The organism is Xanthomonas albilineans, from assembly GCF_002939705.1.
Classification (GTDB): domain Bacteria; phylum Pseudomonadota; class Gammaproteobacteria; order Xanthomonadales; family Xanthomonadaceae; genus Xanthomonas_A; species Xanthomonas_A albilineans.
Genome location: NZ_MDCB01000011.1, coordinates 88070 through 102671, shown reverse-complemented (window position 1 = coordinate 102671; position 14602 = coordinate 88070). Strand labels below are relative to the sequence as shown.

General features: G+C 64.5%; 12 protein-coding genes. 7 read left to right on the top strand and 5 right to left on the bottom strand.

Going from position 1 to position 14602, the window contains the following annotated elements:
• Positions 1-15: 15 nt before the first annotated feature.
• Complete coding sequence (locus XalbCFBP2523_RS11145; RefSeq protein WP_012915623.1) at positions 16-261, top strand: cold-shock protein; 246 nt, start codon at positions 16-18, stop codon at positions 259-261.
• 193 nt (positions 262-454) lie between these two features.
• Positions 455-1150, top strand: coding sequence for a glutathione S-transferase (locus XalbCFBP2523_RS11140; protein WP_045765536.1), 696 nt, complete (start codon positions 455-457; stop codon positions 1148-1150).
• A 41-nt stretch (positions 1151-1191) separates the two neighbouring features.
• On the opposite strand, the gene XalbCFBP2523_RS11135 is transcribed toward XalbCFBP2523_RS11140, so the two are convergent.
• Positions 1192-2085 carry an alpha/beta hydrolase gene (locus XalbCFBP2523_RS11135; protein WP_045765537.1) on the bottom strand — a complete coding sequence of 298 codons (894 nt, stop codon included), beginning with the start codon at positions 2083-2085 and terminating at the stop codon, positions 1192-1194.
• 296 nt (positions 2086-2381) lie between these two features.
• Between XalbCFBP2523_RS11135 and XalbCFBP2523_RS11130 the strand changes: the two genes are divergently transcribed.
• Positions 2382-3953 (top strand): protein adenylyltransferase SelO, encoded by a 1572-nt coding sequence (locus tag XalbCFBP2523_RS11130; protein ID WP_045765538.1) that lies wholly within the window; start codon positions 2382-2384, stop codon positions 3951-3953.
• Here XalbCFBP2523_RS11130 and XalbCFBP2523_RS16835 read toward each other — a convergent pair.
• Positions 3866-4402 carry a hypothetical protein gene (locus XalbCFBP2523_RS16835; protein ID WP_196297582.1) on the bottom strand — a complete coding sequence of 179 codons (537 nt, stop codon included), beginning with the start codon at positions 4400-4402 and terminating at the stop codon, positions 3866-3868. The genes XalbCFBP2523_RS11130 and XalbCFBP2523_RS16835 overlap by 88 nt on opposite strands.
• A gap of 156 nt (positions 4403-4558) precedes the next feature.
• On the opposite strand from XalbCFBP2523_RS16835, the gene XalbCFBP2523_RS11120 reads away from it, so the two are divergent.
• Positions 4559-5722, top strand: coding sequence for an efflux RND transporter periplasmic adaptor subunit (locus tag XalbCFBP2523_RS11120; protein WP_045765539.1), 1164 nt, complete (start codon positions 4559-4561; stop codon positions 5720-5722).
• Positions 5723-5728: 6 nt separating this feature from the next.
• On the top strand, positions 5729-8857 hold the full coding sequence (locus XalbCFBP2523_RS11115; RefSeq protein WP_045765540.1) for an efflux RND transporter permease subunit: 3129 nt from the start codon (positions 5729-5731) through the stop codon (positions 8855-8857).
• A 95-nt stretch (positions 8858-8952) separates the two neighbouring features.
• Here the strand turns inward: XalbCFBP2523_RS11115 and dbpA are convergent, their stop codons facing one another.
• Positions 8953-10329, bottom strand: a complete 1377-nt coding sequence (gene dbpA / locus XalbCFBP2523_RS11110) for an ATP-dependent RNA helicase DbpA (RefSeq protein WP_012915630.1) — start codon at positions 10327-10329, stop codon at positions 8953-8955.
• 277 nt (positions 10330-10606) lie between these two features.
• On the opposite strand from dbpA, the gene XalbCFBP2523_RS11105 reads away from it, so the two are divergent.
• Complete coding sequence (locus tag XalbCFBP2523_RS11105) at positions 10607-12496, top strand: ATP-binding cassette domain-containing protein (RefSeq protein ID WP_045766677.1); 1890 nt, start codon at positions 10607-10609, stop codon at positions 12494-12496.
• 133 nt (positions 12497-12629) lie between these two features.
• Here XalbCFBP2523_RS11105 and XalbCFBP2523_RS11100 read toward each other — a convergent pair whose 3' ends face one another.
• Both XalbCFBP2523_RS11100 and XalbCFBP2523_RS11095 read right to left on the bottom strand, forming a co-directional pair.
• Positions 12630-13079 (bottom strand): barstar family protein, encoded by a 450-nt coding sequence (locus tag XalbCFBP2523_RS11100; protein WP_045765541.1) that lies wholly within the window; start codon positions 13077-13079, stop codon positions 12630-12632.
• Positions 13076-13546, bottom strand: coding sequence for a guanyl-specific ribonuclease (locus XalbCFBP2523_RS11095; protein WP_045765542.1), 471 nt, complete (start codon positions 13544-13546; stop codon positions 13076-13078). The genes XalbCFBP2523_RS11100 and XalbCFBP2523_RS11095 overlap by 4 nt, the downstream gene beginning before the upstream one ends.
• Positions 13547-13914: 368 nt before the next feature.
• Between XalbCFBP2523_RS11095 and XalbCFBP2523_RS11090 the strand changes: the two genes are divergently transcribed.
• The gene (locus tag XalbCFBP2523_RS11090; RefSeq protein ID WP_012915634.1) at positions 13915-14526 is read left to right on the top strand and encodes a superoxide dismutase; all 612 of its coding nucleotides are present in this window, start codon (positions 13915-13917) and stop codon (positions 14524-14526) included.
• Positions 14527-14602 lie beyond the last annotated feature (76 nt).

The following is a 14602-nucleotide window of genomic DNA, read 5'->3' as shown; positions in this document are numbered from 1 at the left end:
TTTCAGGAGTTTGTAATGAGCGCACAAAACGCAGGTTCTACCCAGGGTCGTCGCCTTCAGGGCACTGTAAAGTGGTTCAACGATGCCAAGGGTTTCGGTTTCATCACCCCGGAAGCCGGCACCGATCTCAGCGACCTGTTCGTGCATTTCCGCGCGATCCAGGGCACCGGCTTCAAGTCGTTGCAGGAAGGCCAGAAGGTGAGCTTTGTCGCTGTCCAGGGCCAGAAGGGCATGCAGGCTGACCAGGTGCAGGTCGTCTAAGGACGTCTGCCACCGCAAGGTCGCCTAACGCCGGGAGCGCAAGCTTCCGGCGTTTTCGTTTTTGCGCCCTTGCCGCAAGAGCCGCGCAGGCCCGCGGTCGCAACGTCGGTGGCGCGGTGTTCGCGTATGTTGCGCCGGCAACCCTGCCACGCGGGGCTACCATGGCGGTCTTCGTGTTGTCGGAGCCGTTGCCATGATCGCCGTGCATCACCTCAATCAGTCCCGGTCGCAGCGTGTGTTGTGGTTGTTGGAGGAGCTGGTGCTGCCGTACCAGGTGGTCAAGTACCAGCGTGACCCTCGGACCATGCTGGCGCCGCCCGAACTGCGCGCGATCCATCCGCTGGGCAAGTCGCCGGTGTTGGTGGACGAGGGTTACGTCCTCGCCGAATCGGGCGCGATCCTGGACTATCTGGTGGACCGCTACGACAGCGAACGCAGGCTGTCGCCGCCGCTGCAGCCGTTGGATTCGCCCGAGCAGCTGCGCTACCGTTACTGGATGCACTACGCCGAGGGCTCGGCGATGCCGCCGCTGCTGATGAGCCTGGTGTTCGGGCGGATCCGTTCGGCGAAGATGCCATTCTTCGCGCGCCCGATCGCCAAGGCCATTGTCGACAAGGCCGTGGAGGGGTTCGTCGGGCCGCAGTTGACTCTGCACCTGGACTGGATGGAGCGAGAACTGGCAGCGACCGGTTGGTTCGTCGGCGATCGCTTCACCGCCGCCGATGTGCAGATGAGTTTCCCGATTCAAGCGGCGGCGGCGCGCATCGGCCTGCACGCACATCCGAACCTGGCCGGGTTCGTGCAGCGGATCGAGCAGCGCCCTGCTTATCTGCGCGCGCTGCAGCAGGGCGGCGCGTTCGCTTTGCTCGGTGCGGGGGCGGATGGCTGAGCCTGGGTTGGCGGTGCGCACCTGCGCCTAGTCATGCCGGTTCAGGGCTGCGCAGGGCGGGCCGCACAGCGGCGCACGAAGGCAATGCTGTCGGTCATGACCGGTAGCGCCGGATCGTCCTTGCGTAGCGCCAGCAACAGGCCCATGTGGCTGACGCCGGGATAGGTCTTGAGTTCGGCCGGCACGCCAACGCCCTGCAACGCCGCCTGTAGCGACTTGCTGTTGCGCGCTTGCACGGTCTTGTCGGCGTCGCCGTGCAGCAATAGCGCCGGTGGCTCGTCGCCATCGACGAACGCCACCGGCTGTGAGCGCTGCTGCTGCGTGGGATCGTGACCGAATATAGCGATCAGGTCGGGATCGGTCAGTGGTAGGAAATCGTAGGGGCCAGCGAGCCCGACCAAGCCGCACAGTTGCCGTGGGGACATGCCATGCGACCGTAGCCAGTGGCCGTCGGTGGCGAGCAGTGCGGCCATGTGCGCACCGGCGGAGTGGCCCATCAGGACCAGTTGTCGTGGATCGCCGCCGTATTCGGTGGCATGGCGCTGGCTCCATGCCACCGCGGCGGCGGCGTCGTGCATGAAGCCGTCGAGGCTTACCTGCGGATACTTGCGATAATCGGGCACGATTGCGACCACGCCGTGCCGTGCCAGCGCTTCCCCGGCCCAGCGGTATTGCTGACGGGTTCCGTGCTTCCAGGTGCCGCCGTGGAAGAACACCACGACTGGCGCGTCCTGTGTGACCACCGGCCGGTAGACGTCCAGCGCCAGGCCGTTGGCGGGGTCGTACACGATTCCGCGCTGCTCGGTCAATCCATGACGCGAGGAACCTGCATTGAGGCCGGCGAAGAAGACGCTGCTGCAGGCCGAGACCAGTAGAGTGGATGCTGCGATCAGTAGGTGGCGTGGCCAGCGTAGCCGCAACGGATGATCTGACATGGAATGGATGCCTGAAAAAGGCTGTAAGGATGCGTTAGTGGGATGTCAGCGAAGAGTGTACAGCGCCATGGGCGGGCCGCCGTGGTGCAGGTGGACCATCTTGGTATGCAATTTGCGCCGCGGTTTTCGCGGTGGAACGGGGTTGGTGGTCCTGCCGGTGCGCGCGCGACGTTGCGCATCCGCGCGGTGGTTCGTGGCCTGCGCCGTCGCATAGCGTGGTCGTGTCGCGTACGCGACGAACCAGCGCCGCACGATTCCAGTTTGGCGCTGGCGCCCGCTGCCTCTAAGCTGGTGGCATGCCACCCTTGTGCTTTGACAATCGATTCACCGCCGAATTGCCGGGTGACCCGGAAACCAGCCTGCGCCGCCGTGAGGTGCTGGGCGCGCTGTGGTCGCAGGTCGCGCCGACGTCGGTGCCGGCGCCGCAACTGTTGGCATACTCGCGCGAGGTTGCGGCCATGCTCGGATTGTCGGAACAGGAGGTGCTGGCGCCGCACTTCGCCGCAGTGTTTGGCGGCAATGCTTGCGATGCGGGCATGCGACCGTATGCGGCGAACTACGGCGGGCACCAGTTCGGGCATTGGGCCGGGCAGCTGGGCGATGGCCGTGCGATCGCCCTGGGCGAGGCGCTGGGCGAAGATGGACGACGTTGGGAACTGCAACTCAAGGGCGCTGGGCCCACCCCGTATTCGCGCGGCGGCGACGGACGGGCGGTGCTACGTTCGTCGATCCGCGAATTCCTGTGCAGTGAGGCGATGCATCACCTTGGTGTGCCCACCACGCGCGCGTTGAGCCTGGTCGGTACCGGCGAGACGGTGGTGCGCGACATGTTCTACGACGGCCATCCGCGCCCCGAGCCGGGGGCGGTGGTATGCCGGGTGGCGCCCTCGTTCGTGCGCTTCGGCAGTTTCGAGTTGCCTGCCGCGCGCGGCGACACGCGCTTGCTAAGGCGCTTGGCCGACTTCGTGATCGCGCGCGATTTTCCGCACCTGCAGGCAAGCGGAAACGACCGCTATGCCGATTGGTTCGCCGACATCTGCGTGCGCACGGCGCATATGGTCGCGCATTGGATGCGGGTGGGATTCGTGCATGGGGTGATGAATACCGACAACATGTCGATCCTGGGGCTGACCTTGGATTATGGTCCCTACGGTTGGATCGACAATTACGACCCGGACTGGACCCCCAATACCACCGATGCGCAGGGGCGTCGTTATCGTTTCGGTACCCAGCCGCAGGTGGCGTACTGGAACCTGGGGCGGTTGGCGCAGGCGCTGGTGCCGTTGTTCGACGAGGTTGCGCCGTTGCAGGATGGTCTGATGCGGTTCAGCGCCGAATACGCGCAAGCCGAGCGCGATACCACCGCGGCCAAGCTCGGTCTGGCCAAGTGCGAGGACGAGGACTTGACGCTGATGCGTGACTTGCTGGCATTGCTGCAGCAGGCCGAGGTAGATATGACCCTCTGGTTTCGCGGTCTGAGCGCGCAGCCGCTGCAGGCGGGGACACCTGCGCAGGCATTGGCGGCGCTGGCCGGCGCGTTCTACGACCCGGCGCAGTTGGCCGCGCAGGCGGCGATGTTCGAGTCGTGGCTGCAGCGCTACGCGCAGCGCCTAGGGCGGGACCCGCTGTCGGCATCGGTGCGCGCGGCAAAGATGCGTGCAGCCAACCCGCGCTACGTGCTGCGCAATTACCTGGCGCAGCAGGCGATTGATCGCGCGGAGCAGGGCGATACTGCGGGTATCGCCGAATTGCTGGAGGTGATGCGTCGTCCATACGACGATCAGCCTGGACGCGAGGCCTTCGCGGCGCGGCGTCCGGATTGGGCGCGGACCCGCGCCGGCTGTTCGATGCTGTCGTGCAGTTCCTGAGCGCATAGGCGTGCATCGGGGCGTGTCGCATCATTGCCTTCGCCAAGAATCGCTTGTGTGCGGTGCGGTAACGATGGGCCGAATCGCCATGCGCCATGGTCGCTCGCGCCGCTGCCGACCTGCGGGTTATGCTGGAGATAGTGGTCGCCGCCGAAGTAGCCGGCTAGCCGCTCCAGCCGATCGTGGATCAGAATGTCGTCGACGAATGCAGCCACCAGCGTCTTGTTTGCCTGGGTTTTGTCGAGGTCCTCTGCCGTTGTCGGTTCGTCGATCACCGAGCGTCCACTTGGAGTGCGAGTGGTCGGCTTCGCTTGCAGATTGTCCCAGTGCTCGAGGATTTTGCCGTTTCCAAAGCGGAAGATGTCGAAACCGATCTTCGGGCCAAAGAAGTCGTATTCCGTGTGTGCGAAGACGTGGTCGCCGTCCTGGAAGACGCGCGCCGTATGCACTTTTGTCGACCCCTTGGGCAGCGCTTGCAGCACCGCAGCGAAGCCGCTAGGCCGTCTGTAAACGCGGTGTGTGAGTGGTTGTGCGTCCCTTCATGAATGTTTTTTTGTCTTTCAGTAAAGTAAATAATTGCCCTCTCTTTACCCAGGATCAAGCGCATGCCCGCGCCATTTGCCCGGTGGCGTCGCTGTACGCTGCTTTTGATCCTGTCCGGTGCTATTTTGGTGTCCGCTGGTTGCAATGGGGTGGGTGGAGTATCGCCGCCATCATCGCCGAAGACGGTCGAGGTGGTGACGCTGCGGCCGCAGCGCGTCGCGTTGAGCGTCGAACTGGCGGGGCGTACCGTCGCCTCGGAGGAGTCGGAGGTCAGGCCGCAGGTCAGCGGCATCCTGCGCCGGCGGCTGTTCGAGGAGGGGGCGACAGTGCACGCCGGGCAGCCGCTGTTCCAGATCGAACCGACTCTGTATCAGGCCGCCGTCAATCAGGCGCAGGCCACTCTTGCCACGACCGAAGCGACCCTGGCCGCTGCCACCTTGCGCGCCGAGCGCTACCGTGCATTGGGCAAGTCGCAGTTGGCCGCGCAACAGGACGTGGACGACGCGCAGGCCGCCTACAAGCAGGCGTTGGCCGGTCGCGACGCGCAACGCGCGGTGTTGGACACGGCGCGCACGCAACTGCGTTTCGCCACTGTGCTCGCGCCGATTGGTGGCCGCATCGGCCGCGCCCGGGTGACGCCGGGTGCCCTGGTCACCGCCAACCAGGTCGATGCAATTGCCAAGATTCAACGATTGGATCCGATCAACGTGGACATCACCCAGTCGAGCAGCCAGTTCCTGGCGCTGCGTCGGGCGATTGCCGCTGGTGGCGTGCAGCAGGCCAGCGCACCGGTGCGGTTGACGCTCTCCGACGGCAGCACATACCCGTTGCCAGGCATGCTGCAGTTCGCCGATATCGACGTGGATGAAACCACCAGTACGGTGACTCTGCGCGCGCGTTTCCCCAATCCCGACGTGCAATTGCTGCCTGGCATGTATGTGCGCGCGCTGGTCGGGCAGGGCGTCCGTCAGAAGGCGTTGCTGGTGCCGCAGGCGGCGGTGGACCGCACCCCGCGTGGCAATGCCGTGGTCTGGGTGGTCGGTGCCGACGATGTGGTGCGCCAGCGCCAGTTCACCACCTTGCGCGCGGTGGGTGACCAGTGGCTGGTCGGCGAGGGACTCAAGCCGGGCGAGCGAGTGGTGGTGGCGGGCCAGCAGGGCCTCAGCGATGGGGCCAGGGTGGTGGTGAAGCCCCGCGTTGCCACTGCCGCCCTCGGCCAAGGCTGAGCCGGCATGCTGCCGCGTTTCTTTATCCACCGCCCGATCTTTGCCTGGGTGCTGGCGATTTGCATCATGGCCGCAGGCGCCATCGCCGTGTTTACTCTGCCGGTGGAACAGTATCCGGACATCGCCCCGCCCACGGTCAATGTGAGCGCCACTTACAACGGTGCCTCGGCACAGACGGTGGAGGACAGTGTCACTCAGGTGATCGAGCAGCAGATCAAGGGCATCGATCACCTGCTGTACTTTTCCTCGACCAGTTCCTCGTCCGGGCAGGCGCGTATCAGCATCACCTTCGACCAGGGAGCCAATCCCGACATCGCCCAGGTACAGGTGCAAAATGCGGTCAACCAGGCGCTCAACCGCTTGCCGCAGGAAGTGCAGCAGCAAGGCGTGACCGTGGCCAAATCGCAGGGCGACAGTTTGATGGTGGTGGCGTTGTACGACACGACCGACAAGCTGGACAACGTCGATATTTCCGACTTCCTGGTCAGTACCTTGCAAGATCCGATCAGCCGCATCGACGGCGTTGGCGAAATCAACGTGTTCGGCGCGCAGTACGCGATGCGGGTGTGGCTGGACCCGCACAAGCTCGATGCCTACAAGCTGATGCCCAGCGACGTGCGCAGTGCGATCCTGGCGCAGAACACCCAGGTCACCGCCGGCGAACTCGGAGCCTTGCCGACCGTGGCCGATCAGGCGCTCAACGCCACGGTGACCGCGCAGTCGCGGCTGCAGACGCCGGAGCAATTCCGCAACATCATCCTGGCCACGCGCGAAGACGGTTCCAGCGTGCGTCTGGGTGATGTGGCGCGGGTGGAAATCGGCGCGGAGAATTATCAAAACACCACCACGCTCAACGGTCATCCGGCATCCGGCTTTTCGCTTACGTTGTCCTCCGGTGCCAATGCACTGGCCACTTCCGATGCGGTGCGCGCGACCATCGAACGGCTTAAGTCGACGTTTCCACCCGGTGTAAAAGTGGCATATCCACGCGATAGCACGCCGTTCGTGCGGGTCTCGATCGAGGGGGTGGTGCACACGCTCGTCGAAGCCATCTTACTGGTGGTCGTGGTGATGTTTTTGTTTCTGCAGAACGGCCGCGCCACGCTGATTCCCGCGATCACCGTGCCGGTGGTGCTGCTGGGCACCTTCGGCATTCTGGCCGCAGCCGGCTTTACCATCAACACACTGACCCTGTTCGCTATGGTGCTGGCGATCGGTCTGTTGGTGGACGACGCCATCGTGGTGGTGGAGAACGTCGAGCGGATCATGCACGAGCAGCATCTGTCGCCGCGCGAGGCGACCGAGTGTTCGATGGGCGAGATCACGGGTGCGCTGGTCGGCATCACGGTGGTGCTGGGTGCGGTATTCCTGCCGATGGCGTTCTTCGGTGGTTCCACCGGCATCATCTATCGGCAGTTCTCGATCACCATTGCTTCAGCGATGGCGCTCTCGGCACTGGTCGCGTTGACCCTGACCCCGGCACTGTGCGCGACCTTGCTCAAGCCGGTGGAGCAGGAACGCAAGCTGAGTCGCTTCTTCCAATGGTTCAACCGTAGCGTGGAGCGTGGCCAGGACGCGTATCAGCGTCGTCTGGGCACACTATTGCGGCGCCCCCGGCGCTGGATGGCGTTGTACGCGTTGGTGGTGCTGGCGATGGCCGTGCTGTACGCACGGACACCGACGGGCTTTTTGCCGGTGGAAGACCAGGGTCAAGTACAGATCCAATTCACCACACCGGAAGGGACGCCATTGGCCAAGACCCAGGCACTGGGCAAACGCATCGGCGACTATTTCATGACTCACGAGAAGGATAATCTCACCGCGATTTTCATGGTTATCGGGCGCAACAACGCTGGCATCGGCCAGAACGCCGGGCAGGCGTTCCTGGCACTCAAGCCCTGGGGCGAGCGCAACCGCGACAACACCGCGCAGGCCATCATCGACCGCGCCAATGCGTATTTCCGCGACTCGGGCGACGCCAAGATCAGCGTGCTGTCGCCGCCGGCGGTGCGTGGCTTGGGGCAGTCCAGCGGATTCGAACTGTGGATCCGCGATACCGACGGTGCTGGCCGGCCGGCGTTGCTGAAGGCGCAGCAGCGGGTGCTCAAGCAGGCCGGCGACGATCCGCACCTGAGCGCGGTGCGGCTCAACGGCTTGGGCGACAAGCCGCAGTTGCAGGTGGAAATCGATCATGCCCAGGCCAGTGCGCTAGGTCTGGCGCCGAGCGATATCAATGCGACCTTGGCCACCGCCTGGGGCGGTAGCTATGTCAACGATTTCATCGACCGCGGCCGGGTCAAGCGCGTCTATATGCAGGGGGATGCGCCGTACCGGTCGCTGCCGGAGGATATCGAGCAATGGTACGTGCGCGGTAGCGGTGGGCAGATGGCGCCGTTTGCCAGTTTCGCCAGCACCAAATGGACCCGTGGGGCGCAATTACAACAGCGCTTTAACGGCTTGCCGGCGGTGCAGATCCAGGGCGCCGCCGCGGCCGGTAGCAGTTCTGGCGAGGCGATGCAGCGGATGCAGGGGCTGGTCGCTCAGCAGGCCGGCTTCGACCTGCAGTGGAGTGGGCTGTCTTATCAGGAGCAATTGTCGAATAACCAGACGCTGCGGCTTTACATCGCTTCAATCCTGTTTATTTTCCTGTGCTTGGCCGCGTTGTACGAAAGTTGGTCGGTTCCGGTGGCGGTGCTGCTGGTGATTCCGCTGGGCGTACTTGGCACCGTGACGGCGACGACGCTGGCCGGCTTCGTCAACGACATCTATTTTCAGGTTGGTCTGCTGACCACGATCGGCCTGTCGGCGAAGAACGCGATCCTGATCGTCGAGTTCGCCGAGTCTGGGCAGCGTGCCGGACGGCCGTTGTTGGAAGCGGCGCTGGAAGGCGCGCGGCTGCGGTTGCGACCGATCGTGATGACCTCGCTGGCCTTCGTCGCCGGTGTGCTGCCGCTGGCGCTATCCACCGGCGCCGGTGCCGCGAGTCGCCGCGAGATCGGCGTCAGCGTGATCGGTGGGATGCTCTTCGGTACCGCGCTGGCGATTCTGCTGGTGCCGTTGTTCTTCGTACTAGTGCGGCGCGCGTTGTTGCGCGATGGTGTTGACGCGGCAACGGTGGTGCGCAGTAGCGGGTAGGATGGCCATCTGCTCCTGAACCATCCCGGCGGCGAGCTGGGACGTATCACCATGACCGATGCCGTCCCCGATTCCCGATGACGGCCCGGCGTACGTCAGAGCGGACTCACCCGGAAGCGGCGGCCTTTGATCTTGCCCGCTTGCAGTTTCGCCAGCGCCTTGCTGGCCTGGGCGCGGGCGATGGCGACGTAGGAGCGGGTAGGGTAGATCGCGATTTTGCCGATGGCCGCGCCGGACAGGCCGGCCTCGCCGGTCAATGCGCCGAGGATGTCGCCTGGACGCAGTTTGTCGGTCTTGCCGCCATCGATGCGCAGCGTGACCATCGCTGCTTGTGGCAACTGTGCCGGGCGCGCGGTGGCCAGTGGTGCGCGCGACCAGCGCAGCGGCAGGCTCTGTTCGGTTTCCAGGGCCTGCGCGCGCTGTAGTTCGCGCGGCGCCACCAGACTCAGGGCCAAGCCATGCTTGCCGGCGCGAGCGGTGCGGCCGATGCGATGGCGATAGGTCTCGGTGTCGGTCGGCAGTTCGTAGTTGAGCACGGCGGCCAGATCCTCCACGTCCAGCCCGCGCGCGGCGACGTCGCTGGCGACCAGCACATTGCAACTGCGGTTGACGAAGCGCACCAACACCTCGTCGCGATCACGCTGTTCCATGTCGCCATGCAGCGCCAACGCCGAGAAGCCGAACTGCTGCAGCGAACTGGCCACCTCGTCGACTTCCTTGCGGGTATTGCAGAACACCACGCTGGACTCTGGCGCGAAGCGCAGCAGCAGGCCGGCCACGGCCTTCTGTCGGTAGCTGGGGTCGACCTCGAAGAACTGCTGGTCGATCTCCGGTGCGCTCTCGGCGCCAGCGACGGTGATCTCCGTCGGATCCTTCAGCAGTTCGCGTGCCAGCGCGCGGATCGTCTCGGGGAACGTGGCAGAGAACAGCAGGCTCTGGCGGTGTTTGTCGCAGCGGCCAGCGATCTCGCGGATCGGCTCCTCGAAGCCCATGTCGAGCATGCGGTCGGCCTCGTCCAGCACCAGCGTGCGCACTCCACCCAGGTGCAAGACACGTTTGCGTGCCAGTTCCTGGATGCGGCCGGGCGTGCCCACCACCACTTGCGGATCGTGTGCCTCCAACGAGGCCAGTTGCGGCGCCAACGGCATGCCGCCGGTCAGCACCACCAGTTTCATGTTGGCAATGCCGGTGGCCAGCTTGCGCACCTGCTTGCCGACCTGGTCGGCCAGTTCGCGGGTCGGGCACAGCACCAGCGCCTGTGCGCGGACCAGGGCTGGATCCAGTTTGTGCAACAGACCCAGGCCGAAGGCGGCGGTCTTGCCGCTCCCGGTGGGCGCCTGCACGATGACGTCGTGGCCGGCGAGGATCGGTGGCAGGCTCTGCGCCTGCACGGGCGTCATCGTGGTGTAGCCCAGTGCGTCGATGCCGGGTGCCAACGCAGGGGAGAGGGACAAGATGTCGAAATCGGTCATACGCCATTTTAAGCGCAATGCACACAAATAGACTGGGACGCGACATCGCGCGCGCATCGCGGTCCTGGCGGATCGGTGCCTGGAACCCGGATGCGATGGCGTGCTTACTGGCGGCATGTGCGGTTTGCAGCAGGTGTGGCACTGCGATCTCGGTTTGCCGCAGCGTCATCCGCTGTGCTGTCGCCGGGGTTCGGAGATACAGTGCCGGATCTTTGGTCGTCGATGCGTGCGGCCTGCTCCGTATTCGGTGAAGGACGCCTCGAAGTACAATGGCGCAATGCCTCTCATCACTCTGCACAACCTCGACTACAGCGTCGGCGGCCCACTGTTGCTGGAAAAGACCGCACTGACGATCGAGCCGGGCGAGCGCATCGCCCTGATCGGCCGCAACGGCGCCGGCAAATCCACGTTGATGAAGCTGATCGCCGGGGAGTTGAAGCCTGACGACGGCGAGATCCGCGTGCAGCAAGGCGTGCGCATCGCGCGGCTGGAGCAGGAGGTGCCGCATGGCGCAGCCGGCAGTGTGTTCGACGTGGTCGCCGATGGTTTGGGCGAATTGGGTCACTGGCTCGCCGAGTTTCATCGCCTGAGTCATGCGCAGGACTTCGACGGTGAAGCGCTGAGCGAGGTGCAATCCAAGATTGACGGCGCCGATGGCTGGGCGCTGGATCGGCGCGTCGAGGAAACCCTGACCCGGCTGGAACTGGACGGCGACGCCGCGTTCGCGCGCCTGTCCGGAGGCATGAAACGGCGCGTGCTGCTGGCGCGTGCGCTGGTGTCGGCGCCGGATCTGTTGCTGCTCGACGAGCCGACCAACCATCTGGACATCGAGGCGATCGACTGGCTGGAAGGTTTCCTGAAAAGCTGGAATGGCAGCGTGGTGTTCGTCACCCACGACCGGCGCTTCCTGCGTGCGCTGGCCACGCGGATTGTCGAGATCGACCGCGGTCAGGTCAGCAGTTGGCCCGGCGATTGGGCCAACTACATGCGCCGTCGCGAGGAGCGGCTCAACGCGCAGGCGCAGGAGAACGCGCGGTTCGACAAACTGCTGGCGCAGGAAGAAGTGTGGATCCGCCAGGGCATCAAGGCCCGCCGGACCCGTGACGAGGGCCGCGTGCGAAGGCTGGAGGCGATGCGCCGCGAGCGCACTCAGCGCCGCGAACTGGGCGGCAATGTGCGCATGGAGGCCGCGCAGGGTGACTCCTCCGGCAAGAAGGTGATCGAGGCCAAGGCACTGCACTTCGCCTTTGGCACGCGCAGCATGGCGCGCGATTTTTCCACGACGATCCTGCGTGGTGACCGGATCGGCCTGATCGGCCCCAACGGCAGCGGCAAGACCACGCTGCTGAAGCTGCTACTGGGCGAGCTGGCGCCGGACAGTGGCGAGGTGTGTGCCGGGACCAATTTGCAGGTGGCCTATTTCGATCAGTACCGCGCGACCTTGCGCGAGGACTGGACTGCGATCGAGAACGTGGCCGAGGGGCGTGACTTCATCGAGATCAATGGCAAGCGCAAGCACGTGCACGGTTATTTGCAGGATTTCCTGTTCACCCCCGAACGCGCACGCGCGCCGATCACCCGCCTCTCCGGTGGCGAGCGTAACCGTTTGCTGCTGGCACGGCTGTTCGCGCAACCCTCGAACCTGCTGGTGATGGACGAACCCACCAACGATCTGGACGTGGAGACGCTTGAGTTACTTGAAGAATTGCTCGGCGAATACACCGGGACCTTGTTGTTGGTCAGCCACGACCGCGATTTCATCGACAACGTGGTGACTTCCACCATGGTCATGGAGGGTGATGGCCGCATCGGCGAGTACGTCGGCGGCTACAGCGATTGGGTGCGCCAGCGTGCCGCGCCGCCGGCCAGCGCAATGGCGGTTGCCAAGGCATCGGCCACTGCGGCGGCGACGACCTCTGTACCGGTCGCTACAGCGGCGGCACCCACCAAGCGCAAGCTCAGTTACAAGGATGCGCGCGAACTGGAACAACTGCCGGCGCGGATCGAAGCGTTGGAACAGCAGGTCGCAACCCTGACCGAGGCGATGACCGATCCGGCGTTCTACCAGGGCGATGCCGCCGCGGTGGCCGCCCATACCCAACTGTTGGCCCAGGCGCAGGCGGAACTCGATGCGGCTTATGCGCGGTGGAGTGCCTTGGATGGGTAGAGCCCGGCCGGTGGTGCCGTTGGCTGGAACCGGGAAGGGCAATGGCAACAGTGTGGTGTTGCCCTGCGACGATGACCGTCGTCGCATCGGATGCAGCGTTCCCGCTGCTGGAAAGAAACCATGACGCTGGTTCTTACCCTAGCGGGTCGCCGCTCTCGTCCTCTGCAACCTGCGTATCCCCCAAGAACGCGACGAAACTGATTCCCTGCCGTGCCCATTCTTTGGCCGCGTCGTCGAGTGTCTTTAGCAACAAGTCGAATTCTTCGCGAGCCAGCGACTGGAGTGCGCCGGCGTCTTCCAGTAGCAGCGCGTAGCCGGTCATCGCGGGTAGCCAGGATAGGTCGCACAGGCCTTTGCTCAGCGCATCCCAGTTGCGACCGAAGCTATTCGGAAAGTCCAGTTGCGCGGCTATTCGCATCAGCAGCATCGCCTTGCCGGTGCAGCCGTGCAGGTCGATCCTGCACAGTCGTAGGCCAGCGTCGCGGGCGAGCGCGGCGACGCTGTCCAGGTCGCGGTTGCCGACGCGGTAGACGCCCGAGGTGGACGGCTCGGCGAGGTTCAATGCGAAAGGCAAGCCAGTCATTGCGTTTGCCCGGTCCTGGGTACCTGAACGTTGCGAAAGCTGGCGTCGTGGTCGTCGCTGTAATACCAAGCTTCTGGCGGATCGCCGCCGGTGACGATCCGCTCTGTGCCGCGAGCCGATGGGCCTGGAGTGTCAATCGTGTACTCGCGGTAATAACCGGGTGGGCGTGCTGGCAGCCGATTGTCGCGGTTGGCGAGCACGCTGCCATCCTGGCGGTGCGGAAATGGTCCGCCATGCTGGATCAGCGCGATGGCCGCGCGGGCTTCCGGCGGCAGGAAAACCGGCCAAGCCTGCGTGGCTGGAGGCGTCGCGCGGGATATGCTGCGCGGGACGGCATATGGCGCTTGCGCCGCAGCGCCGAGCGCAGGCGCGAATTGCGGATGCGGCGGTTGCTGCAGTGCGCGGATGCCCCACAGCCCGACGATCAGCAACACGACTGCGGCGATCAACAGTACGGGTTTACGCATGGGGACTCCTGCAGGAACGGCGCGGGTGCCGCGCAACCGTTGCCATTGACATAGTATGGGCGAGGCTGCCTGTTCCGCTTCTAAACGTTGCCATTTGCATTGGTGCTGGGCGCGATTCATGTCCGTGAGGGTGCGACGAAGGCCAAAGCCGCAATCCAGCAAACAAGCGGACAGGTTTCAATCCACACGCCCGACTTGCCGGTGGCTGGGCATGGTGGCCGTCGATCCTCGCGGCCGACCGGCAGTATGGCGTGTCGCCGGCATGAAAGGGTGTTGCTCTCCTCGCAGTCTTGGTAAGGTCGTCAGCCGTCCTTACCATTACTCACGCAACGCTTGTCTTTTCGACAGCGAACGTCCAGGAGAACCGCATGGCCTACACCCTTCCCAAACTGCCCTACGCTTACGCCGATCTGGAGCCGCACATTGATGCGCAGACGATGGAAATTCATCACTCCAAGCATCACAACACCTACATCACCAATGTCAACGCCGCGCTGGAAGGCACCGAGTACGCCGATCTGCCGGTGGAGGTTCTGTTGTCCAAGTTGAAGTCGCTGCCTGAGAACTTGCAGGGGTCGGTGCGCAACAACGGCGGCGGTCACGCCAATCACTTGCAGTTCTGGACGGTGATGGCGCCCAATGCGGGTGGTACCCCGAGCGGCAACGTCGCCAAGGCCATCGAGCGTGAGCTCGGGGGCTTCGACAAGTTCAAGGAAGCCTTCACCAAGGCCGCACTGGCCCGTTTCGGCAGCGGCTGGGCGTGGATGAGTGTCACCCCGAACAAGACGCTGGTGGTCGAGAGTACCGCCAACCAGGACAGCCCGCTGTTCGAAGGCAATACGCCGATCCTGGGTCTGGACGTGTGGGAACACGCGTATTACCTGAAGTACCAGAACCGTCGTCCGGACTACATCGGCGCGTTTTTCAATGTCATCGACTGGAAAGAAGTGGAGCGCCGTTACAACGCCGCGATCGGTTGATCGCGCGCCAGCGCTGCGCGGAAGCGAGGTCGGGTTCGCCTAGTCTCGCTTTCTGTAGCGATCCGATGCCCATGCC